Origin of the sequence: Sphaerimonospora thailandensis, from assembly GCF_016863115.1 — a bacterium.
Classification (GTDB): Bacteria; Actinomycetota; Actinomycetes; order Streptosporangiales; family Streptosporangiaceae; genus Sphaerimonospora; species Sphaerimonospora cavernae.
Genome location: NZ_BOOG01000055.1, coordinates 12,514 through 34,517, shown reverse-complemented (window position 1 = coordinate 34,517; position 22,004 = coordinate 12,514). Strand labels below are relative to the sequence as shown.

The following is a 22,004-nucleotide window of genomic DNA, read 5'->3' as shown; positions in this document are numbered from 1 at the left end:
GACATGAGTCCTGTCGTGACCACGTTCGACGCCCTGCGCGGGCAACTCCTCGACGCCGCCGAGGCGTTCTCCGGCGGCGGGGACACCTTGTCGGGCATCCTGGCGGGCATGGTCGACGACGTCGACCGGATGCTGCGCGAGGAACTCGAGATCTTCCCGGTGTGCCACCACTCCCCGGCATCCGCCCTGGCCATGACCCGCCGGCTGCGCACCAAGCGGCCCAAGGTCGTCTACCTGGAGTTGTGTGAGGATCTGCGTCCGCTCCTGGACGAGCTGCGCAACTGCCGCCTGCCGGTGGCGCTGCAGGCGTTCGCCACCCAGCTCGACGGCTTCCCGCCCGGCTCCGGTCCGCTCAGCGTGGTGGCGCCGGTCACCGAGGCGTCGGCCGAATACCAGGCGATCGCGTACGCGCTGGACACGCCCGGCGTCGAGCTGGTCCTGGTCGACCGTTCGGTGGACCACGTCTTCCAGTGGCTGCCCGGGGAGCCGGACGGCACGGCGTCCTCCGGTGTGGAGGGGGTGGACGGCGAGGAGGCGGCTCTGCACGGGGACGCCGTCGGCGTCGAGATCGGCGACCTGCGGCCCCGCTTCGCCGAACTGGAGGCCCACCTGCTGCACCACGGCAAGGTCCGGCACTGGTCGGAGTGGTGGGACCAGTACGTCGAGCAGCCGCTGACCGGGGCGGACTACGACACCTACCGGCAGGCCATGGCGCTGATCGGCAGCCTGTTCCGGCGGCTGCGTCCCACCGAGGACGACCGGCTGGCGATCGACGAGGAACGCGAACGCTACATGTGGACGCGGATCCGCGAGCACCTCACCGCCTCCGGCGCCGACCCGGCCGACTGCCTGTACGTGTGCGGGGCCTTCCACGCCGTCAGCCGGGTCGCCGAGTTCGGCCTGGCGGCCGACGCGCCGCCGTACGCGATCAGCCCGCGTACCGGAACCCGCTGGCTGTACGGACTCATCCCATCCAGCCACTCGGCCATCGAGGCCCAGTTCGGCCTGGCCCAGGGATCGGTGTCGATCGCAGCCGCGACCTGGGCCAAGGCGGGCAGGCGCGGGGGCGTCACGCCGTACCGGCTGGAGGGGCAGCAGGGCGGGCGCACCCGTACCAAGACCGTCAAGACCGTCAAGGGTTCCGAGCCCCCCGCGACCGCCGGACCGGCCGGCGACCGGCTGTCGGGCTTCCTGGCCGCCCCGCCCGTGCTCGACGGCCTGGACGAGGACGAGCTGCGCGGCTGGTGCGTCGACATCGTGCGGCTGGCCCGCCGGGGCGGCTACCTCGCCAGCACGGCCGACGCCATCGCCGTGTTCGAGACGTCGATCCTGCTCGCCGGCCTGCGCGGCCGGGCCAGGCCCACGCCGTACGACTTCGCGGACGCGGCGGTGACCTGCATCGAGAAGGACGTCGTGCCGGGCCGCCGGGACGTCCGCCGCCTGTGCGAGATCCTGCTGGGCGGCGATCGGATCGGTGCGGTCGGCTACGACGCGCTCCCGCCGCTCGCCCGCGACGTGTACGACCGGCTGGAGCCGCTGGGCCTGGACCTGAGCCGGCGCACCCAGCAGCGGGTGCTGCTCGACCTGAAGGCGAACCCGGAGCTGGAACCGTGCTCGGACGTGCTGTGGAAGCTGCGCTACCTGCTGCCCGACGGCGCGGTCCGGCCGATCATGGGGGTGCGCCGCCTCGGCGAGCGGCCGATCCAGGAGAGCTGGGACCTGGCGATCGGCCGGCACCAGCGGTCGATCATCGAGCTGGGCTATGAGGGCGTCACCGTCGAGCAGGTGCTGGAGCAGCGGCTGCGCCGCACGGTGTGGGAGCCGCAGGCCACCGCCGGGGTCGCGCTCACGGCCGTGGCGGACGCGATCCTCTACCTGGGCGGCCGTCGGTTCGCCGACGAGTTCGGCAACCGGGCGGTCGAGTTGCTGGCCACCGAGCGCACGGTCGACGACGCCCCCGAGGTGCTGCGCCGGATCAGACGCCTGCTGGCCCATTACCGGGCCACGGAGCCGGAGCTGCCGGCCTGGTGCGAGGCGTTCGTCACGGTCGGTTACGCGCACTACTGCACCTTGCTGCCGACCGCGTTCGCCGACGACGACACGGGTGTGCGCCAGGTCGGCGCCATGCTCGGCTTCCTGTTCACGCTGGAGAGCCTCGCGCTGTCGCTGGGCTGCGACCGGGCCCAGCTCGAGCTCGCCGTACGGCAGTCGCACCCGGAGGCCCCCGCCAAGGTCGCGCTGCTATGGGCGGCCAAGACGCAGCTGGGCCTGCTGCCGCGGGACGAGCTGCGGGCCCGGTGCGACGAACTGCTGTCCAACCCGCTCGTCGTCCCCGCTTTCCCGCTCTACCTGAGCGGGTTCGTCCAGGCGCTCGAACCCGTCCCGGCCCTCGCACCGTTCGTGGTCGAGGCGTTGTCGAAGGCGTTCGCGCGACTGCCCGACCCCGTCCTGCTGCCGTGGTTGCCGACGCTGATCATGACGCTGCGCAAGCACGTGCCGGAGCTGGTGCCCGTGCTCGTCCGAGAGGCGGGCCGCACCTTCCCCGGCGGGCTGGCCGAGCTGGACGCGTGGACCCCGCCGTGGGAACGGCCTGCCGTACCGATCCGGCAGGGCCGACAGACCGGGGAGGCCGGGGCGGCACCCGGGCGGAGCGGGCCGGCGGCCGCCCTGCTGGCCCGGCACCCGCAGGCGTGCGACGCCGTGGCGGCCCTGCTCGGCTGCCCCGCGGAATGGCCTGCGGCCGAAGTGCCGGAGCCAGGACAGGTCGAGGTCCGGGAGCTGCTCGCCCGCCATCCGACCACGACGGGCGCGATCGCCGCCCTGCTCGACCGCTGACCTCGGCGGCCGCTGCGCTGTATGGGCCCTCCCTCGAGGTGTGGACGCCTTGGATCGGATGATGGGTTCGGGGCAGGAACGTCGTCTCGCCGCGGATCCGTGGGCTCACCCGTACGACCACTTCCGATCGCGACGAGGGAGGGGCCCGGATGGCCGGTGAGGAGAACAGGGTGTGAGCAGGGGGCATCGGACGGTTCCGCATACCGTCGACACGGTGATTGAGGCGTGGGCGGACACCCGGGAGGAGTGCCTGGCCGAGGTGGTACGGGCGCTGGTGGAGGCCTTCGCCGACATCGGCGAGGTGGTGCCGGACGACAGCGCCGAGTTCGCCTTGGACGAGGAGACCGACGAAGAGCTCCTCCTCACGGTGCTGGATGAGGTGATCTACCAGGTCGAGGTGTACGGCCGGGTCGCGGTGGACGTGTCGGTCGACGAGTGGACGGGCGCGACCGAGGGGCAGATCGAGGTGCGGCTGGCCACCATCCCGATGGGAGCGGTCGATCAGGTGGGCGCCATGCCGACGGCCGTCGCGGTGAACGGGTTGCGGTTCGGGCGGGAGGCCGGGATGTGGCGCGCCCACGTCGTGGTCGACGTCTGACCGCTGCGTCCGTGAAACGCCCGAATCCAGCCCTTGACCACGCCGATCGGCGTCACCTTGGCCGCGTTTCTGGCGAGTCGGGCGTTTCCGGCGAGTCGGCCGGGCCTACGCGAAATCGTCGCGGTCCACATCGGCCTTCGACATCGCCTCCTTGAGCCTGGCGGCCATCTCGGTGTCCTGCTGTCGCTCCAGGTCCTCGGGCCGGGTGCCTGCCGCCTGCTTCGACAGGGCCAGGTCGTTCTGGTCGGTCTTGGGCGCGTTCTCCTCGGGGGTGGTCATCCGCTTTACTCCTCCTGTTATCCGGGTGTTTCGCCTCCTGCGCGTACCCGGAAGGCGACGGGACATGCACACCCGGCGCCATCAGGACCTCGGCAGGAACCAGGCCCTTTCAGGCGACGGGACGCGGGCGGTTGCCCGGTTGATACCCCGGGGGGTACGTTACGGACATGGAGTTGAACGAGGCCATGGTCGGCGATGCGCTGACGCGTCTGCGGCGCGCACACGGTCAGCTCGCCGGCGTAATCGGAATGATCGAGGCGGGGGAGGACTGCGCGAAGGTGCTGACCCAGCTCGCCGCGGTCTCCAAGGCGCTCGATCGGGCCGGCTTCAAGCTGGTCGCCACCGGCCTGCGGCACTGCCAGGCCGCCCAGGAGCGCGGCGAGCAGGCCCCGATGAGCGTGGCAGAGCTGGAGAAGCTGTTCTTGGCGCTCGCATAAGCGGATCTGGTTGGCAAATCCCGCTTTCCTGTGACCTCTGTATACCCCCGGGGGTAATTTCCTCTGCTCCCGCAGCTGTCCTGGCCGCTTCATGTGGCAAAGATACCCCCCGGGGTATGTGAATGAGAGTGAGATAATCAATGACCGCAAATGCCGGGTCCTCCGCGGTTGACGTCACCACGGCCCGTGCGCTGATCGCGTCCAACCCCGATGTGCTCGTCGTCGACGTGCGGACCGCCGCGGAGTTCGAGACCGCGCACATCGACGGCGCGATCAACCTGCCGCTCGACCAGGTGGACGCCCACCTGCGCCAAATCGTCGCCGACGCCGGCGGCCGGTTGTTGCTGATCTGCCAGTCGGGCAACCGTGCCACCCAGGCGCAGAAGAGCCTCTGCGAGGCGGGGTTGCCCGGCACGGTCGTGTTGTCCGGCGGGATGAACTCCTGGATCACCTCCGGAGCGCCGGTCATCCGCGGCAGGCAGAAGTGGAGCCTGGAGCGTCAGGTGCGCCTGGTCGCGGGCGGCATCGTGCTGGCGTCCATCGTGGCCGACCTGTGGCTGCCGGGGGCACGGTTCGTCGGCGCCTTCATCGGCGCGGGCCTGGTCTTCGCCTCGCTGACGGACACCTGTGCGATGGGAATGATCCTGTCCAGATTGCCCTACAACCGCGGCAGGGCCGATGCCGCCGAGGCGCTGGCCTGCATCGTCAAGCCCGCCCGCTCCCGGACCTGACCCTCGCTCCGCCGTGCCGTACGGCGGAGAAGTCTGTCTCCCATATACCCCCGGGGGTAAGAAGGAAAGGCAATGACATGCTCACCGTGACCCTCGCCGGCGCCGTGGTGGTCGGCCTGACGCTCGGGCTGTTCGGCGGCGGCGGGTCGATCCTCACCGTGCCGCTGCTCGTCTACGTCGCGGGCGTCCCGGCCAGGTCGGCGATCGCCATGTCCCTGCTCATGGTGGGGGTGACCAGCGCGGTCAGCGCCGTCGGGCATGCCAGGGCAGGGCGGATCCGGTGGAAGACCGGGCTGATCTTCGGCGCCGCCGGCATGGCGGGCGCCTACGGCGGCGGCCTGCTCGGCCCGCACCTGCCCGAGGCGCTGCTGCTGGCCGCGTTCGCGCTGATGATGGTGGCCACCGCGATCGCGATGCTCCGTGGCCGCAGGACGCCGGAGCATGCCTCGGACCGCGTGGACCTGCCGATCCCGCACGTGCTGGTCGAGGGCGTGATCGTCGGTGTGGTCACCGGGCTGGTCGGCGCGGGCGGCGGCTTCCTGGTGGTCCCCGCGCTGGTGCTGCTCGGCGGCCTGCCGATGAGCGTCGCCGTCGGCACCTCGCTGATCGTCATCGCCATGAAGTCGTTCGCCGGCTTCGCCGGTTATCTGCAAAGCGTCCCCATCGACTGGTCGCTCACCCTGTCCGTCACCGCTGCCGCGGTCGTCGGCGGACTCATCGGCGGGCAACTCGCCGGGCGGATCCAGGCCGACCGCTTGCGTATGGCCTTCGGCTGGTTTGTCCTGGTAATGGGTGCTTTCGTGCTGATTCAGCAGGTGTCACCGTCGCTGCTCCACTCGGCGTACGGCCCGGCCGCGCTGGTCGCCGCCGGACTGCTGGTGCTGGTGGGGGTGGCCGTCGCCGCGCACCTGCGCTTCGCGCCTTGGGGACGCCGTCGGACGTACGAGGGTCCGCCGCCATCTCGCCCGACGGCCGGTGCGGGGCCGAGGACGGACGACACCCGCGATGACCATCTGTGGAATATACCCCCCGGGGTATTGCGTTCACCCGATACAGGAGGAAATTGAATGATCTTCACGCAGTACTATCTGGACTGCCTGTCCCAGGCGTCGTACCTGATCGGCGACGAGACCAGCGGCCGTGCCGTCGTGGTCGACCCCAGGCGCGACGTGTCGGAGTACGTCGCCGACGCCGAGGCGCACGGACTGCGGATCGAGGGAGTGATCAACACTCACTTCCACGCCGACTTCGTCGCCGGACACCTGGAGCTGGCCGCCCGCACCGGCGCCTGGATCGGCTACGGTCACCGCGCCGAGGCCGAATATCCCATCCGCAAGCTCACCGACGGTGAGCGCGTCGAACTCGGCGACGTCGTGCTGGAGATCATGGAGACACCGGGCCACACCCCTGAGTCGATCAGCGTCGTCGTGTACGAGCACGCCGGCGACGCCGTGCCGTACGGCGTGCTGACCGGCGACGCGCTGTTCATCGGCGATGTGGGACGCCCGGACCTGCTGGCCTCATTCGGCGTCACCGCCGACCAGCTCGGCCGGATGTTGTACGACAGCGTCCAGCGCAAGCTGATGGCACTGGACGACGCAGTGCGGGTCTTCCCCGCCCACGGCGCCGGCTCGGCCTGCGGCAAGAACCTGTCCACCGACCGGTGGTCGACGATCGGCCGGCAGCGCCTGAGCAACTACGCGTGCGCGCCGATGAGCGAGGAGGAGTTCCTGGCCATCGTCACCGAGGGCCAGCCGTCCGCGCCCGGCTACTTCGTCTACGACGCCGTGCTCAACCGGAAGAACCGCGAACTGTTCGGCACCGGCGCGGATGCCCGGCCGCTGCCGGTGGAGGAGGTCCTGGCCAGGCGGGCGGCCGGCGCGGTCGTGGTCGACGCCCGGGACGCCCAGGAGTTCGCGCTCGCCCACCTGAAGGGCTCGATCAATGTCTCCGCCGACGGCCGTTTCGCCGAACGGGCAGGCATGGTCGTCGAACCCGGCAGCGAGATCATCGTGGTCGCGCCGCAGGGCCGGGAGGACGAGGTCGTCACCCGCCTGGCCAGGATCGGCTTCGACACCGTCACCGGCTATCTGAGCGACCCGGAGGCCGCGTTCCTCACCGTCCCCGGAGAGATCGCCCACTCCACCAGGGTGACCGTCGCCGGGCTGCGACAGGCCCTGGACGGGGACGAGCCGCCCGTGCTGCTCGACGTGCGCAACGCCGGGGAGGTCGCGGGCGGGGCCATCGAACCCTCGCTGCACATCCCGCTCGCCGAACTGGCCGCGCGCCTGGCGGAGGTCCCGGCCGACCACCCGGTCGTGGTCTACTGCGCCGGCGGCGCCCGCTCGGCCATCGCCGCCAGCCTGCTCACGCACCGCGGGCGGGAGGGGGTGTCGGACCTGCTCGGCGGCTATGACGCCTGGCAGCGCGCCCTCGCCCCCGCATAGGCCCCGTGATCGCATTCCCCGGCGCCCGCCCCGGGGGAGTGGGGGACGACCAGCGGGAATGAGAGCGGAAGGGAGTTTCACCGGGGCGTTTCGCAGGAGGTGACGGGCATGCTCGTCTGTGAGGTCATGAGCAGTCCGGCGGTCACCTTCCGCCCCGGCGACGCGGTGCGTCAGGCGATCCACGCGCTCTACGACAACCACATCACGGCCGCCCCCGTGCTGGGCGACCATGGCGAACTGGTCGGGATGGTGAGCGAGATCGACCTGCTCTGCGGGGAGTTCGCCTCCGGGGCCTCCCCGAAACGGGTTGGGGACGTCATGTCACGCACCCTGGTCACCGTCGCGGAGACCACCGAAGCGGCCACGCTGATCGACCTGATGGTGCACAAGAGAATCAAGACCGTGCCGGTGCTCCGCGATGTCGAACTCGTCGGCATCGTCACGCGCCGGGACCTCATGGCCGTGCTCACGAGGGACCGTGACTGACTTCTCGCCGGCCGCCGGCGATGGCAGGGGCGGCTCCCGGCCGCCGACCGTCACATCGTGAGCTGGTAATCGCGCTCGGTACGCCACTCGACGAGCATTACGGTGGCGTCGTCCTGGAGTTGGCCGCGCTGGTGCAGCAGGATGGAGTGGACCAGTCGCCGCAGGGTCTCCGGTGCGGAGACGCCGTCGACCTCCCGCCGGATGACGAAGTCGGTGAAGCGTTCCAGGCCGAACATCTCTCCCTCGGGGGTCTGCGCCTCGACCACGCCGTCGGTGTACAGCAACAGCCGGTCGCCGGGCTCGAGCTGGCGGCGGGCGAGCACGGCGGCCGGGCCGAGGGCGAGGCCCATCGGGGTGTCCGGCGGGCTTTCCAGCACGGCGGCCAGCCGTCCATGCCGGAGGAGCAGCGGCGGGGGATGCCCCCGGTTCACCCAGCTCAGCCAGCCGGTACGGATGTTCAGATCGGCCAGGATGCCGGTGGCGAACCGGGACCCGTCGAATTGACCGGCGATCGCCTCGTCGGCCGCGTCGCTGGTCGCGAGCAGCCCGATGTCCCGGCGGCGGTTGTTGCGGTAGGACCCGAGCGCGATGGTGGCGGTCAGCCCGGCGGAGAGGTCATGGCCCATGGCATCGAAGATCCCCAGGCGGAGGGTGTCGCCGTCGAGAGCGTAGTCGAAGGCGTCCCCGCCGACGGAGTAGGCCGGCTCGAGCGTGGCGCTGACTATGAACGTGTCGGTGGCGAAGGTCCTGACCGGCATCAGCCGCCACAGCACCTCCGCCGACAGACGCATCTCCTCCGCGCGCACCAGCCGGGTGTAGGCGTCGCTGGAACCGCGCTTGCTCACCACCATCAGGGCGATCAGCCCGCCCAACTCGGCCGCGACCTGCGCGGTGTCCGCATCGGCCACGGGTACGGTCACCCCGAGCACGCCGATCCGTTCGGTGCTGTCGATCATCGGCACCCACAGCCGCCGCGGGCCTTCACCGCCGAGCGGCTCGGCGGCATCGGCGACGGAAGGGTCGGTGGTGGGACGGGCCTGAACGACCTCCAGGTTGCGGAAGGCCCGCCCGGCGATCGTGGTATCGATGGGAATCGGTTTGAGCGGTTGGCCGTGCACGTCGCGCTGGCCGGGCAGCGGCACGAGGTAGAGCGGCCGCAGGCTGGCCACGTAAATCATGATCTCGGAGAAGCCGAGCGGCCGGGCATGCTCGATGACCGACGCCGCCAGATCACCCAGCGGCGTCAAGGGGTGGTCGCGCACCAGACCACCCAGGAGCCGCCCAGCGTCATAGCCGTTCACATGCCGTTCTCCCAGTCGTCTCGCCGCCTACCCGCTGACTACCCGGCCGCGGTTCAGGCGCAGACAGCGCCGGCGGCATGGTTGGCAAATGCCCGCCGTCGCCGGAACAGTCGGCGCGCCTTCATAACGGCGAAGCGCCCACCCCGGGGGGTCGGGGTGGGCGCCAGTGTGCCGCGGGCATCTACTTGAGGATCGGGAGGCGCTTGACCAGGGCCGTGCGACCCCACCGGGTGCCGATGCCCAGGGTGTCGCCGGCGTTCGCCATGGCCAGGCCGGCCAGGACGATCGCGTAGACGATGTGCTCGTCCATGAAGGGGTTGGTGGCCAGAGGCAGTTCGGCGGCCCACATCAGCACCAGCATCAGGCCGCCGGCGACGGCCGCGATCCGCACGCCCGCGCCCAGGATGAGCGCCGCGCCGATGCCGAGCAGGCCGAGCATGAACAGCAGGTCGACCCAGCCCTGACCGGCCAGCCCGGCGAAGAACCCGCCGAGCGCGTTGTCGGCCGTGCCCTTCAGGAAGCCGGTGGTGGGGCTGCCGCCCTGGATCCAGGCCTTGTCGGCGGGGGTGGCGAAGCCCCAGCCGAAGGTCTTGTCGAGGAAGGCCCACAGGAACACCCAGCCGATGGCGATCCGGGCCAGCGCCCAGGCGTAGGCGGCTGGCCGGGCCGTCACGGCGTGTGGAGTGATGTCGACGGTGTGCGGGGCGATGACGGTGTGCGGGGCGATGGTCCGGTCCAGTTCACGCCGGTCGGCTTCGGGGAGGTGATTGCGCTGGTGGCGTCCTTCGATGGTGGCCATGACCGGCCCCTTCCCTTCGCTTTACGATCCCTTTGCTTGGGACGCCTTCATCACATCGCTTCCGGCGTCGGGATCGCAGGGCCGTACGGCACCGCCTCATGGCCCTGACGTCCCGGTCCCCGTGGGACTTTCGGTCCGTGGAGGGGCCGCGTGGCGGTTTCCGGCGCCCGGCCGCGACGGGACCCTCGGGGGAGGGATGGACGGATCATGACCGAGGGCCGATCGGCGCGTGACCGCGGGCCTTTCGTCCCTGCCCGGGGCGGTCCGCCCGGGGAAACCTCGGGATGGAGGAGCTTCGACGATGGAGGCGTGCCATGCCCTCTCCTGTTGCCACGAACCTCGGTGTCCGCAGGCTGCTCACCGCCGCCGGCCAGGCGCCTTCGGTGCTCAACACTCAGCCGTGGCGCTTCCGGATCGCCGGGAGGGAGCACGTTGAGCTGTACGGCGACCGGGACCGCAAGTTGACGGTCAGCGATCCGCGCGGCCGCTCGCTGCACGTGAGCTGCGGGGCCGCCCTGTTCAACCTGCGGCTCGCGGTGCGGGTCGCGGGTTACCGGCCACGGGTGCGGCTGCTTCCGACGCCGGATGGGGAGCGGGACCTGCTGGCGGCCGTTCATATGGCCGAGCTGGGCGCGCCCACGGCCGCCGAGCGTGACCTGTACGAGCAGATCGGCCGCCGGCGCACGAACCGAGAGCCCTTCAGCGAGCGGCATGTCCCCCGCTGGGTGATGTCCGAGCTGCGCAAGGCCGCCGCGCGGGAAGGCGCCCGGCTGGTGCCGCTCGATCACGCCGACACGGCCGACCTGCTGGACTACGTCACGATCGCCGAGGACGGGTTGCTGGCGGACCACGGCTACCTCGCCGAGCTCGCCGCCTGGACGATGCGGGGCGCGCACGCCGACGGGATTCCCGCCTACACGCTCGGTCCGCGTTCGGCAGCTGACCCGTCCCCCGTCCGGGACCTCGGTGCGGCGCACCCGGGGCGGCCGTCCGCCCGTTTCGAGCCGCAGCCCCAGCTCGCCGTGCTGACGACGCCCGGCGACAGGCGGGTGGACTGGCTGCGTGCCGGGCAGGCCCTCCAGCGGATGCTGCTCGTCGCGACCATGCACGGCGTGTCGGCGTCGTTCCTCAACCAGCCGCTGGACCTGCGCGACATGCGACACCGCACGGACCCGTACCACCGGCGCGGACACGCTCAAATGATCATCAGGTTCGGGTACGGCCCGGCCGTACCCCGCGCACCCCGACGCCCACCGGCCGAGCTGATGCCCACCTACTGACCAGGTGCAGGGGATCCCTCAGCTGTGCGCGCGGCCCTTTCCGGCGACGGCCACGTGAGCCACCACAACCGGGGCCACGACATCCGGCCCGCCGGAAACGGCCTCTCGGTACGCCTCGCGGGCGGCGGCGCGGATGTGCTCCGGGCCCGCGGAGGCGGCGGGGTTGACGGAGACGTAGATGTGCAGGGTGCCGTCGACCTCCGCCAGACGCACGTCGTCCACCATGTAGGCGAACGCCTCGTCCAGGGAGTCCCGTACCGCGAGCCGCGCGGCCGGGCCGGCGACCTGTTCTCGGTCCGCTTCGCGGTCCTGCCGCTGGGAGATGGGACTGGGTTCGGTGCTCAGAATCCTCATGATCCGACCATGACGCCGTCCGCCTACGGCAGGGAGAGCAGAAGGTCCCCCGCCCGCACGACGGTAGGCCCCTCCCACCGCTCGCCCGGCTTTCGGACGGAAGGACGAGCCGCGCCAGCCTCGGCAGCGCGACACCGACGGCTACATCCCGGCCTACTGGTTCCGGCGGCAGGAGCTGTGTCGCCCTGGGCCGCCGCCGCGGGTGTCAGTTCACGCACCTTGGTGGTCGGACTTGGTCGCGTCCCGTGATCTTTCTAGCCTGCCGCGGTCACCCAGATGGGGCCTGCTCCACCCCACGAAGCTTCCTCGCAGGCTCGGAACTGCCGCGGGGCCCGGGAAGTTCACCCATAGCTCCGCTATGGGCTCCTCCTCGGCCTTACGCCGCATCCATCTGGCCGATCCTCGCTACGGCAAAAGATCATGGGACACTCCCTGGTTTGGCTATAGGTTAGTTACGACCCGAAAGTGCAGATTGGATCACGTCTGTATGGCACGCCCGGCGCGTATTTCAGAAGTCTTGCGATGTCCGTGGTGGCGTAGCGGTGAGAAATTCGGACTCAATGGGAGAATCGGGATGTCCAGATAGCAGGAATGTGCTAAGGGTGTAACTGGATCAATTGGGATATATTGTTTCCTGTGTAGCCTCCTCCGTGTCGACAGTTGGAGGAGATGCATATGGATCTGGAGATTTCCACCAGGGTCTTTGTCGTGACAGGCGCCTCGGCGGGGATCGGCGAGGCGACCGCCCGACTGCTGGCGCGGGAGGGCGCTCGCGTTGTCGGCGTAGCCCGTAACCCCAAACCAATCGAGGGGATTCACGAGAACATCACGGCTATTTCCGTCGACGTCACCGACCCCGACACGGCACGACGTATCGCTGACGTCGCGCTGGAGCGATACGGACGCATCGACGGGCTTGTCAACAACGTCGGTGGGCTCCGGTCACACAGCGGTTTCCTGGAGGTGACCGACACCCAGTGGAAGGCGACCTTCGATCTCAACCTCCACTCGCTGGTCCGGATAACCCAGGCTGTGCTCCCCCTGCTGCTCGAACAGGGCTCTGGCAGTCTCGTGCACATCGCCAGCGAGGCCGCGAGGTTCCCTGACCCGACGCTGCTGGACTACGCGGCGGCCAAGGCGGCGATGCTCTCTGTCTCGAAATCCCTGGCTGCCGAGTTCGGCCCGAGAGGCATCCGGTCCAATGTGGTGTCCCCGGGCCCGACGCGAACCGCGCTGTTCGACGCCCCCGGCGGCTTCGCCGAGCAGCTTGCCGAGCGGTACGGCATGACAGCCGACGAGGCCGTCGAGCACTTCATCCGCAATGAGCGCCGGCTGCCCAGCGGCAGGATCGGCCACCCTGATGATGTCGCCCGTGTTGTCGCCTACCTGCTCTCTCCCCTGGCAGGCCAGGTCACCGGTGCCGAGTGGGCCGTCGACGGTGGCGCCCTGCGCCAGCTCTGAAGCGGCTGAGGAGACAACGTGCCTCTGGCGATCCTGGCGCTGGCCGTCGGGGCCTTCGGTATCGGCACCACGGAATTCGTGATCGTCGGGCTGTTGCCCGATGTGGCGAACGATCTGTCCGTTTCGATCCCTCAGGCCGGGCTGCTCGTCACCGGCTACGCCCTGAGTGTGGTGGTCGGCGCCCCGCTCATGACAGTCGCGGGAACCCGGATTCCGCAGAAGGCCATGCTGCTGCTCCTGATGGGATTCTTCATCGCGGGAAATCTCACCTGTGCGATGGCGTCCGATTACGGGACGCTGATGGCGGGGCGGGTGATCGCGGCGATCTGTCACGGCTCGTTCTTCGGTATCGGATCCGTGGTCGCCTCCCGAGTGGTCGAACCCGGCCGCGAGGCCAGCGCGGTCGCGCTGATGTTCATGGGGCTCACCACGGCCAACGTCCTCGGGGTGCCCCTCGGAACGCTGCTCGGGCAACACTTCGGCTGGCGCTCGACCTTCTGGGTCGTGGCCGGTCTCGGGGTTGTCGGACTGCTCGGCCTCCAGTTCCTCGTACCGCGCCAGGAACGGGAGCCCGGAAGCGGTGTCGGCCGGGAACTCGCCGTCTTCCGAACTCCCCAAGTCTGGCTCGGCTTGGGCACGACCACCCTCGGGTTCGCCGGAGTCTTCGCCTCGTTCACGTACCTGGCACCGATGATGACCCAGGTGGCCGGCTTCCCGCCCTCGGCGGTCTCCTGGCTGCTGGTTCTCTTCGGCGCAGGGCTCTGCGCCGGGAACATGCTCGGTGGGAAGGCCGCCGACCGGGCGCTGATGCCCACGCTCTACACGGTGCTCGGCGGGCTGGCCGTGGTGCTGCTCCTGTTCACCTTCACGTCCCACACGCGACTGGCCGCAGCCGTCACCGTCACCGTCTTCGGAGCGGTCGCCTTCGCCACCGTCCCCCCGCTCCAACTGCACATTCTGCGGCAGACCAAGGGTGCTCCCGCCCTGGCGTCCAGCGCCAACATCTCCGCCTTCAACCTGGGCAACGCCCTCGGCGCATGGCTCAGCGGCCTCGCCATCGACCACGGTCTGGGCTACACGGCACCGAACTGGATCGGCGCGCTGCTGGCGGCCGCCGGATTGGGTGTCGCGCTCCTCTCCGGCCGCCTGAACCGTCGCGACCCGAAGCATCGGGTCGTACGGGACAGCGTCGCCGGCATCTCCACCTGACGATCTGCTCCCGATTTCCGGAACACGAATCCGTCCAGAGAGGGTATGCATGTCATCCCAGTCAATGAACCGTCGATCCCTGCTGCTCACAGGTGCCGCCGTCGCGGGTGGCAGTGCACTGGCGGCCACGGGTGTGAGACCGGCCGAAGCCTCCGTCAACCGGGCATCCGACGAAGTCGGAGCACTGATCACCGCTGCGGACTCGCGCTACCGGGCTCTCACCACCGGCAACAACCAGCGCTACGAATCCGCTCCCGACTACATCAAAATGATTCGCTCGGCAGCCGACGCGGAGCGCGCCCTGCGGGATGCCTACCGGTCAGGTAAGCGGGTCTCCGTGCGCAGCGGAGGTCACTGCTTCGCCGACCTGGTCTGCAATCCCGATGTCGAGGTCATCCTCGACTTCTCCGAGATGACCCACGTCGGCTTCGACCCCCGGATGCAGGCCTTCTCCGTAGAGCCCGGAGCCCGGCTGCTGAACGTCTATGAGGCCCTGTACAAGGGCTGGGGCGTGACGATCCCCGGTGGAATCTGCTACAGCGTGGGTGCGGGCGGGCATATCTGCGGGGGCGGGTACGGGCTCCTCTCCCGAGCTCACGGCCTGGTGGTCGACCACCTCTACGCGGTGGAGGTCGTCACCGTCGGTGCCCGCGGTTCGGTCAGGACAGTCGTCGCCACGCGGGAGAGGAACGACCCCAACCGCGATCTGTGGTGGGCTCACAGCGGTGGTGGAGGCGGCAACTTCGGGTTGGTGACTCGCTACTGGTTCCGCTCGCCCAACGCACGGCGAGGTAGGCCGGAGGATCTGCTCATCTCGCCGCCCTCCACTGTGCTGGTCAGTGCCGCTGACCTGCCCTGGGATCAGCTGGACGAGAGGACCTTCGCCCGGTTGCTGCAGAACTTCGGCGCGTGGCATGAGGCCAACAGCGCACCCGACTCTCCCTACCGGAACCTGTCCAGTCTCTTCAACGTCAACTCCAGGGCGCACGGCGCGCTGAGCATCTTCACGCAGGTCGACGCCACTGTCCGCGGCGCGAGAAAGTTGCTGGACAACTATCTCGCGGCGCTCACCGAAGGCACAGACCTCAGCCCACGGGACATGAGCAGGGCGTCCGGGGAACTGCCGCACCTGCGGCGACTGGCCGAGCCGCAGGAACTCCCCTGGCTTACCGCGACGCGCATGGTGGGCACCAACAATCCGACGATCACGAATCCTAACTCCAGGGGCGCGCACAAGTCCGGCTACATGAAGAAGAACTTCTCCGACCAGCAGATCTCCGCGCTGTACGAGTACATGACACGCGAAGATTTCACCAATCCCGACACCATGCTGGTGCTGTTCTCCTTCGGTGGCGGAGTTAACGCGGTCGAGTCGGACGCGACGGCCAACGCGCAGCGTAACAGCGCCTTCAAGATGACTTTCCAGACCTTCTGGCCGGACCGGAAGGACGACGCGTTCTACATGGACTGGATCCGCGGCCTGTACGCGGACTTCTTCGCGGAATCCAGAGGCGTACCACTCATCGGGGACCAGATGGAGGGCTGCTATATCAACTACGCCGACAGCGACATGGCGGACCCGGCGCACAACCGGTCCGGAATGCCCTGGCACACGCTCTACTACAAGGACAACTACCCCCGGCTCCAGCGCGCCAAGCGGCGATGGGACCCGGGGAACTTCTTCCGGCACTCGCTTTCAATCGAACCCACCGCGTCCTGATCTGAATGCCAGACATCGCATACGAAGGGGAATTCGCGTGCGTAATCTCGCCGTAGTCGTCGGCACCCGCCCGGAAGTCATCAAGATGGCTCCGCTGATCTGGGCGCTGAAGGAAGACGCTCGATTCAAGCTCGTGGTGATATCGACCGGCCAGCACCAGAAGATGCTGGAAGACGCACTGGCGGCCTTCGAAATCACGCCCGACATCGACCTCGGGATCATGGCCCCGCGCCAGACGCTCACCCAGACCACGTACAGGTCGTTACGTGCGCTGGAGGCACAGATGACCGACCTGAAGCCGGACGCGGTGCTCGTGCACGGGGACACCGCGACCACCCTGGTCGGCGCCCTCTCCGGTTTTCACCACCATGTTCCGATCATCCACATCGAGGCGGGGCTCCGCAGCAAGTTCCTCTGCTCGCCCTATCCAGAGGAGGGCAACCGCAGGCTGGTGGCTCAGATCGCCGCTCTTCACTTGGCCCCCACTCCGGGGAACAAGGCCAACCTCCTGCGCGAAGGGATCACAGAGGAACTGATCGCCGTCACCGGCAACACCGTCATCGACGCGCTCCAGTGGGCCTGCGGCAGGGCGGACAGCTACGGCGACCCGGCGCTGCGCGACCTGGACACCGACAGGCGCCGGATCATCCTCGCGTCCGCGCACCGGCGCGACGCGTGGCCGAATCTGCCGCAGATCGCCCAGGCGTTCGCGGACATCGCGGATGAGCCGCGAGTCCGTGTCGTGGTGCCCCTGCACCGTAATCCAGCCGTACGGGAGGCCATGCTGCCGCGGATCGGGCGCCACCCGAACATCACCGTGGTGGAACCGCTGCCCTACCTAAGCTTCTGCAAGCTCATGCTTCGCGCGGACATCATCCTGTCCGACAGTAGCGGAGCCCAGGAGGAAGGCCCGGCCTTGGGCAAGCCGACCCTGGTGATCAGCAACGTCAGCGAGCGGGCCGAAGCGGTCTCCGCCGGAACGGCCCGGCTGGTGGGAACCCGCTATGACGGCATCGTCACCGAGACCCGTCGGCTCCTGCGGGACGAACGGGCCTACTGGGACATGGCCGCGGTGGCCAACGTGTACGGGGACGGCAAGGCGACGGCGCGCTGCGTGGCGGCCATAGCGCACTTCTTCGGCGACGGGCCGCCGCCCGAGCCATTCCTCCCAGAGATCGGTGAAAAAGGCGGGGACACCGCGCCGTTGGCGGCACTCGCCCAGGCGTCGTGACCACCCGCGACCGGAAAGAACGCGACCGAAAGGATGACAGGTGGAACTTCCCTCTCACCCTGCTTCTCGGCGGTTGAACTTCGCGAACGACCTGATCGAGGCGGATCTGGTGTTCGGCGTGAAGGACTTGGAGATCACCGACCCGGCCGTGGTCGTGAACTTCGGCACCGGGGAGGTGTTCGTCAAGGAGACGCCGCGCAAACCGATCCGCGCGATGAACTCGACCATCCTGCACAACACCCAGATCGAGTCGGCTGACTGCCTGGTGGTCCTGCGCCTCACCAACAAGGGCAGGGCGAATATCGAGGGCGTCACCGGCGTGCCGGGCTGGCGGCTTCTCGCAGACCTCATCGGAGACGGTCCCAGTACCACCGGTGGCCGCCCCTTCGACCCCTCTATCCCCCTGTGGACAAGCGAGCAGGACACGGTGGGGCGCGTCCGGTTCGACGCCGGCGCGCTGCTGGAGGGCAAAGGGGCCGCACGCGGCATTCAGGAGTTCGAGGTGAAGCTCAACCTCTGGTACGCCCCGGCCGGAACAGACTGCTTCATCCACAACCAGCACGCTTTCATCGAGTTCCATACTCAGGTTCACGGCATCGGCAGGATGCAGAAGTTCACGGAGCAGGACCACACCACGCTCTATCAGGACGTGCTGATGAGCCCCGGCTACACCACTCCCGACCCGTTCTGCTCCCTGGGCCTCGCGGGGGACTACGTCTACCCCTGGCATCAGTACTACGCCGACACCGACTGCGTGTGGCTGGCCATCGAGTACCACCCTGTCGCCACCTGACACCGAGGGAGTTACAGCATGCCATCACCGGAGATTCGCATTCCGAAGTTCACTCCAGAGCTGGTGACCGACCAACTGCGGGACGGATACTGGCTGGAGGCCGCCGACCTGGACGGCGACGGCAGGCCCGATTTGTTCGGGTACGGCCTGCGCTTAGGTGAGATCTACTGGTACCAGAACAACGACGAGTGGACGCGTCGGCTGGCTGCCGACGGCTTCCGCATGCCGGTGGGGGCGGACTTCGCCGACATCACCGGCAACGGTGTCGCCGACATCATCGTCTGCCACGAACTGTATGGCCCGATCGGCACAATCGTGGACCCGGACCCAGGAGGCGGGAAGATCTCCTGGCTGGAGAACCCGGGCAGCCCGGCCAAGGACCCGACCCGCTGGCGTAAGCACTATGTCGGTCGTGCCATCGGGATGCACCGGCTCCGGGCCGGTTACTTCACCCAGTCGGAGCGCCTGGAGATCATCGGCCTCCCGATCGTGGCCGTGGCGGACGTCCACGCCGTGCTGCCGGTCGTGATGTTCACCCAGCCGGACAATGTTCTCGACGCGGCGGAATGGCCGATGACGGTTATCGACGATCAGAACTTCCGGATGATTCACGGTGCGGAGAAGAAGGGCGGCCTCATTCCCGGCTCCGACCGCGACTCGCTGGTCCTCGCCTCAGACGAGGGGGTCACCTGGATGTACTACGACACCGACCGGCGGGAATGGATCCGCGAGCTCGTCGGGGAAGGGGAGCGAACCCAGTTCGAGCAGACGGGCTTCCGCGGCAGCGGAGACGTGCACGCGGGCAGACTGGGCGATGATCCGATGGCCTACGTGGCCGCGGTCGAGCCGTTCCACGGGAACACGGTGGCGGTGTACACCAAAGTCGGCGAGGGCGCGGTGGATCAGGTGGCCTGGCAGCGCACGCTGCTGGACGTGTACGGGGATCCCAACGAGAACGGCGAGGGGCCCGGACATCAGATCCTCTGCGCCGACTTCGACGACGACGGGGACGAGGAGTTCCTGGTCGCCCTGCGTGGACCGCGGCCCTGGCAGGGCGTCATGTACTACAAGGCGATCGACGCGGCCCGAGGTGTCTGGGCCAAGTGGCGGGTGTCCGATGAGTCCGTCGCCAGGATCGCCGCTGCGGATTTCAATGGCGACGGGCGTCTGGACTTCGCCACCATCGCCTACTCAGTCCAGAAGTACTACGTGGCCAAGGACGCCAAGCTCATGGTCTACCGCAACGAGACCATCCCGCCGACCGCCCCGTGACCTATGACCCATGAGAGTCCATCAGCCGGGCGGCGCCGTGCTGGCGCCGCCCGGCCGACCCCCTCGGAGAACCCATGTCTGGATCGGCTGTGCCAGCCCGGCTCCCTTCCCTCACCGGTCTGAGATTCTTCGCCGCGCTGCTGGTCTTCCTCTTCCATGCCTCCTTGTCCAACTCTCCGATTCCGCCGAACGACCCGATCAATCCGTTCGCGGATCCCACCCTTGCCGGAACCTATGAGAAGGCGTTACTGAACACCGGTTACATCGGGGTGTCTTTCTTCTTTGTGCTGTCTGGATTCGTGCTCACCTGGTCAGCCGTGCCGGGAGACCGGAAGCCGGCGTTCTGGCGCCGGCGGATAGTCAAGATCTTCCCGAATCACCTGGTGGTGTTCGCAGCTTCGCTACTGCTGTTCGCCGGCGCGAGCATCTCCTCCGTCGCGCACTGGCTTCCGAACATGCTGTTGGTGCACACGTTCTTCCCGCAACCCCAGATCAACCTGAGCATGAACCCGCCCAGTTGGTCCCTCGGCAGCGAGTTGCTGTTCTACATACTCTTCCCCCTGCTCATCATCCCGGTTCGCCGGATACGGGAGGGAAGGCTGTGGGGTTGGGCGGCCGTCATGGTCGTCGGCACAGCGGCCGTGCAGTTGGCGGCGACCTACCTGGTGCCGGACACCCCGAAGTCGGCGATCACTCCGATCTCCGACATGCAGTTCTGGTTCGGGTACCTCTTCCCGCCCGGTCGGCTCTTCGAGTTCGCTCTCGGGATGCTGCTGGCACGGATCGTGCTGATCGGGCGCTGGCCACGCGGCATCGGCATCGGGGTCTCCCTCGCGCTCATGGCAGTCGGCTACGCGGCGGGTTTCTTCGTGCCGTTCCAGTACACCTTCGTCGCGGCGACCATCATTCCGATCGGCGCTCTCATCGCTTCGGTGGCGGCCGCCGACGCCGCCGGCCGCCGCACCTGGCTGCGTAGCAAGACCATGGTCTGGCTGGGAGAGGTCTCTTTCGGCTTCTATCTGGTCCAGGGCGTGACCATCTTCTACGTGCGCTCACTCATGGACGGCGCCACCTTCGGCATCCCCGGGGCACTGGCGGTGATCGTCGGCTTCTTCGTCCTCTCCCTGCTGGCCGGGTGGTTACTGTTCCGCTTCGTGGAAGCTCCGGCGATGCGCCGCTTCGGCCGCGGTCGCTCGGCGTCGCGCCCCGCCCCGAGCCCCGATCAGGAGAAGACCGCCACAGTTGTGGTGACCTGAGCTGTGGAATCCGGCTGGAGGGCAGCGTGGGGCGGCTGCCCTCCAGTCGGGATCCGGTCAGGCCGCCTCGGCCAGCAGTTGGTAGGACCTGAGACGATCGGCGGGATCGGCGGTGAGGGTGTTCACCATGATTTCCTCGACTCCGTGCTCGTCCGCCAGTTCTGCCAGTCGTCTGCGTACGCGCTCTGGAGTCCCCCACACCAGGTGGCGGCGGCGGACGGCGGCCCGCTCGGCCTCAAGCGCGGTCCACTGGTGGCGCACCGCCTCCTCTGGCGACGGCAGAGGGAGATCCTCCCCCAGATCCTTGCGACTACGCCACAGCAGCACGCTCTGGACCAGAGCTTCGGCCCGTTTCTCGGTGTCCGCGGTGACCACCCGCACAGCGAGCACCCCTCCCGCCTCGTCGCCAGCTGGATGTAGCTTCCGATACCTGGCGAAGGCATGGGGTGCGGGGGAAGGAGCGAGGAAGTGCGCGAACGCGAAGTCCGTTCCCAGCTCGCCCGCGAGCTGAGCCGAGGCCAGGCCGGCGCCCAGCAGCCACAATCGGGGAGGGACGACGGCCCGAGGAGTCACATAGGCGTCCGACTCCAGACCGTCCTCGATTCCGACCAGGGCTCGCAGGAGGTGGACCCGCTCGGTGAAGTCGTCCGCGGGCCCTCCGGCACGGCCGATGCCCATGTCTACCCGGCCGGGGAACAACGACGCCAGTACGCCGAAGACCTCGGCGACCTTGACGGGGGAGTAGCGGGGCAGCAGAACCCCTCCCGTACCGATCGAAAGGTTCCGGGTACGCGCCAGTAGCAAGCCGGCGAGGATCTCCGGTGCGCTTCCGGCGAAACTCGCCGAGCCGTGATGCTCCGCGACCCAGACACGGACGTACCCCAGTTCCTCGGCGGCCTGGGCGAGATCCACTGTGCAGTGCAGTGCGTCGGCGGTCGAGAAACCGTCGCCCATAGGGGATTGATCGAGCACGGAGAAGCGCGGGTTCATTGTGCTCCCCCCTGGCGCTGCGGTACGGAGATCTCAGGCACGATCCGGTAGTCACGCTGGAAGACCAGATTGTGCAGGTCTGCCGTGGCGATGGCTCGCAGCACCGGCACCTCGGCGGCGGCCTGCTCGGGCGTGAACACGTTCAGCGGCCAGTCGTGGACCGTGGCTCCACGTAGGTGGGGATGGTGGAAGCCGCGGCCGAAGTAGGCGATGAGAGTGATCGGGCCGATCTCCGTTTCGCGTTGCTCCGGCCAGGACAGAGTCCACGTGGCGACCAGCCCTCCGTCCAGGGCCGCCAGCAATCCGCTGGCGTGCGCCTCTCCGGTGCCCAGGAGCAGGGTCGCGTTGACTTCCTCCAGCACCTGATCGGCATAGGGGTGGAGCAGTTCCACGGCGCGCCTGAAGTGATTTTCCTTGCCCTCGCGGGTCACGGTGTCGCCTTCCGTTCCGTGGGTTCCGTCACGGAGGTCGGCGAAGTGCCGCCGCAGAGCTTCGATGTGGGGTAGTGCGGTGTCCATGACGATT

The 22,004-nt window shown here is 68.7% G+C and carries 21 protein-coding genes; 15 read left to right on the top strand and 6 right to left on the bottom strand.

What is annotated here, in order from left to right:
• Positions 1-3: 3 nt before the first annotated feature.
• Positions 4-2,835, top strand: coding sequence for a DUF5682 family protein (locus Mth01_RS24320; RefSeq protein ID WP_204018260.1), 2,832 nt, complete (start codon positions 4-6; stop codon positions 2,833-2,835).
• A gap of 172 nt (positions 2,836-3,007) precedes the next feature.
• Positions 3,008-3,433, top strand: a complete 426-nt coding sequence (locus Mth01_RS24315; protein ID WP_275409021.1) for an archease — start codon at positions 3,008-3,010, stop codon at positions 3,431-3,433.
• Between the two features lie 105 nt (positions 3,434-3,538).
• Here the strand turns inward: Mth01_RS24315 and Mth01_RS24310 are convergent, their stop codons facing one another.
• Complete coding sequence (locus tag Mth01_RS24310) at positions 3,539-3,712, bottom strand: hypothetical protein (RefSeq protein ID WP_204018258.1); 174 nt, start codon at positions 3,710-3,712, stop codon at positions 3,539-3,541.
• Positions 3,713-3,879: 167 nt separating this feature from the next.
• On the opposite strand from Mth01_RS24310, the gene Mth01_RS24305 reads away from it, so the two are divergent.
• The 5 genes from Mth01_RS24305 (at position 3,880) to Mth01_RS24285 (ending at position 7,813) form a co-directional block, all read left to right on the top strand.
• The gene (locus Mth01_RS24305) at positions 3,880-4,149 is read left to right on the top strand and encodes a metal-sensitive transcriptional regulator (RefSeq protein WP_204018257.1); all 270 of its coding nucleotides are present in this window, start codon (positions 3,880-3,882) and stop codon (positions 4,147-4,149) included.
• A 140-nt stretch (positions 4,150-4,289) separates the two neighbouring features.
• Positions 4,290-4,880 (top strand): rhodanese-like domain-containing protein, encoded by a 591-nt coding sequence (locus tag Mth01_RS24300; protein ID WP_204018256.1) that lies wholly within the window; start codon positions 4,290-4,292, stop codon positions 4,878-4,880.
• Between the two features lie 77 nt (positions 4,881-4,957).
• Positions 4,958-5,947, top strand: coding sequence for a sulfite exporter TauE/SafE family protein (locus Mth01_RS24295; RefSeq protein ID WP_204018255.1), 990 nt, complete (start codon positions 4,958-4,960; stop codon positions 5,945-5,947).
• Positions 5,948-7,327 carry an MBL fold metallo-hydrolase gene (locus Mth01_RS24290; RefSeq protein WP_204018254.1) on the top strand — a complete coding sequence of 460 codons (1,380 nt, stop codon included), beginning with the start codon at positions 5,948-5,950 and terminating at the stop codon, positions 7,325-7,327. It abuts the gene before it with no gap.
• A gap of 108 nt (positions 7,328-7,435) precedes the next feature.
• Positions 7,436-7,813, top strand: coding sequence for a CBS domain-containing protein (locus tag Mth01_RS24285; protein WP_204018253.1), 378 nt, complete (start codon positions 7,436-7,438; stop codon positions 7,811-7,813).
• A 50-nt stretch (positions 7,814-7,863) separates the two neighbouring features.
• Here the strand turns inward: Mth01_RS24285 and Mth01_RS24280 are convergent, their stop codons facing one another.
• Both Mth01_RS24280 and Mth01_RS24275 read right to left on the bottom strand, forming a co-directional pair.
• Positions 7,864-9,114 carry a PP2C family protein-serine/threonine phosphatase gene (locus tag Mth01_RS24280; RefSeq protein WP_239089961.1) on the bottom strand — a complete coding sequence of 417 codons (1,251 nt, stop codon included), beginning with the start codon at positions 9,112-9,114 and terminating at the stop codon, positions 7,864-7,866.
• A gap of 181 nt (positions 9,115-9,295) precedes the next feature.
• Entirely contained in the window at positions 9,296-9,913 is a 618-nt protein-coding gene (locus Mth01_RS24275) for a hypothetical protein (RefSeq protein ID WP_239089960.1), read from the bottom strand.
• A gap of 314 nt (positions 9,914-10,227) precedes the next feature.
• On the opposite strand from Mth01_RS24275, the gene Mth01_RS24270 reads away from it, so the two are divergent.
• The gene (locus Mth01_RS24270; protein WP_204018252.1) at positions 10,228-11,193 is read left to right on the top strand and encodes an Acg family FMN-binding oxidoreductase; all 966 of its coding nucleotides are present in this window, start codon (positions 10,228-10,230) and stop codon (positions 11,191-11,193) included.
• A gap of 18 nt (positions 11,194-11,211) precedes the next feature.
• Here Mth01_RS24270 and Mth01_RS24265 read toward each other — a convergent pair whose 3' ends face one another.
• Positions 11,212-11,547 carry a hypothetical protein gene (locus Mth01_RS24265; RefSeq protein ID WP_204018251.1) on the bottom strand — a complete coding sequence of 112 codons (336 nt, stop codon included), beginning with the start codon at positions 11,545-11,547 and terminating at the stop codon, positions 11,212-11,214.
• Between the two features lie 675 nt (positions 11,548-12,222).
• Between Mth01_RS24265 and Mth01_RS24260 the strand changes: the two genes are divergently transcribed.
• The 7 genes from Mth01_RS24260 to Mth01_RS24230 all read left to right on the top strand — a co-directional run bounded on the left by Mth01_RS24260 (position 12,223) and on the right by Mth01_RS24230 (position 20,489).
• Positions 12,223-13,008: an SDR family NAD(P)-dependent oxidoreductase gene (locus Mth01_RS24260; RefSeq protein WP_204018250.1), complete on the top strand. Its 786-nt coding sequence runs from the start codon at positions 12,223-12,225 to the stop codon at positions 13,006-13,008.
• A gap of 18 nt (positions 13,009-13,026) precedes the next feature.
• Positions 13,027-14,217: an MFS transporter gene (locus Mth01_RS24255; RefSeq protein ID WP_204018249.1), complete on the top strand. Its 1,191-nt coding sequence runs from the start codon at positions 13,027-13,029 to the stop codon at positions 14,215-14,217.
• A gap of 64 nt (positions 14,218-14,281) precedes the next feature.
• Positions 14,282-15,937, top strand: coding sequence for an FAD-dependent oxidoreductase (locus Mth01_RS24250; protein WP_204018248.1), 1,656 nt, complete (start codon positions 14,282-14,284; stop codon positions 15,935-15,937).
• Positions 15,938-15,974: 37 nt separating this feature from the next.
• Positions 15,975-17,168, top strand: a complete 1,194-nt coding sequence (gene wecB, locus Mth01_RS24245) for a non-hydrolyzing UDP-N-acetylglucosamine 2-epimerase (protein WP_239089959.1) — start codon at positions 15,975-15,977, stop codon at positions 17,166-17,168.
• 40 nt (positions 17,169-17,208) lie between these two features.
• The gene (locus Mth01_RS24240; RefSeq protein WP_204018247.1) at positions 17,209-17,961 is read left to right on the top strand and encodes a hypothetical protein; all 753 of its coding nucleotides are present in this window, start codon (positions 17,209-17,211) and stop codon (positions 17,959-17,961) included.
• Positions 17,962-17,979: 18 nt separating this feature from the next.
• Entirely contained in the window at positions 17,980-19,233 is a 1,254-nt protein-coding gene (locus Mth01_RS24235; RefSeq protein ID WP_204018246.1) for an FG-GAP repeat domain-containing protein, read from the top strand.
• An 89-nt stretch (positions 19,234-19,322) separates the two neighbouring features.
• Positions 19,323-20,489 (top strand): acyltransferase family protein, encoded by a 1,167-nt coding sequence (locus Mth01_RS24230; protein WP_204018245.1) that lies wholly within the window; start codon positions 19,323-19,325, stop codon positions 20,487-20,489.
• Between the two features lie 57 nt (positions 20,490-20,546).
• Here the strand turns inward: Mth01_RS24230 and Mth01_RS24225 are convergent, their stop codons facing one another.
• Together Mth01_RS24225 and Mth01_RS24220 are read right to left on the bottom strand one after the other, a co-directional pair.
• Positions 20,547-21,479: an MsnO8 family LLM class oxidoreductase gene (locus Mth01_RS24225; RefSeq protein WP_204018244.1), complete on the bottom strand. Its 933-nt coding sequence runs from the start codon at positions 21,477-21,479 to the stop codon at positions 20,547-20,549.
• Positions 21,476-21,997 carry a hypothetical protein gene (locus tag Mth01_RS24220; RefSeq protein ID WP_204018243.1) on the bottom strand — a complete coding sequence of 174 codons (522 nt, stop codon included), beginning with the start codon at positions 21,995-21,997 and terminating at the stop codon, positions 21,476-21,478. Before Mth01_RS24220 ends, Mth01_RS24225 begins: the two co-directional genes overlap by 4 nt.
• Positions 21,998-22,004: the final 7 nt, after the last annotated feature.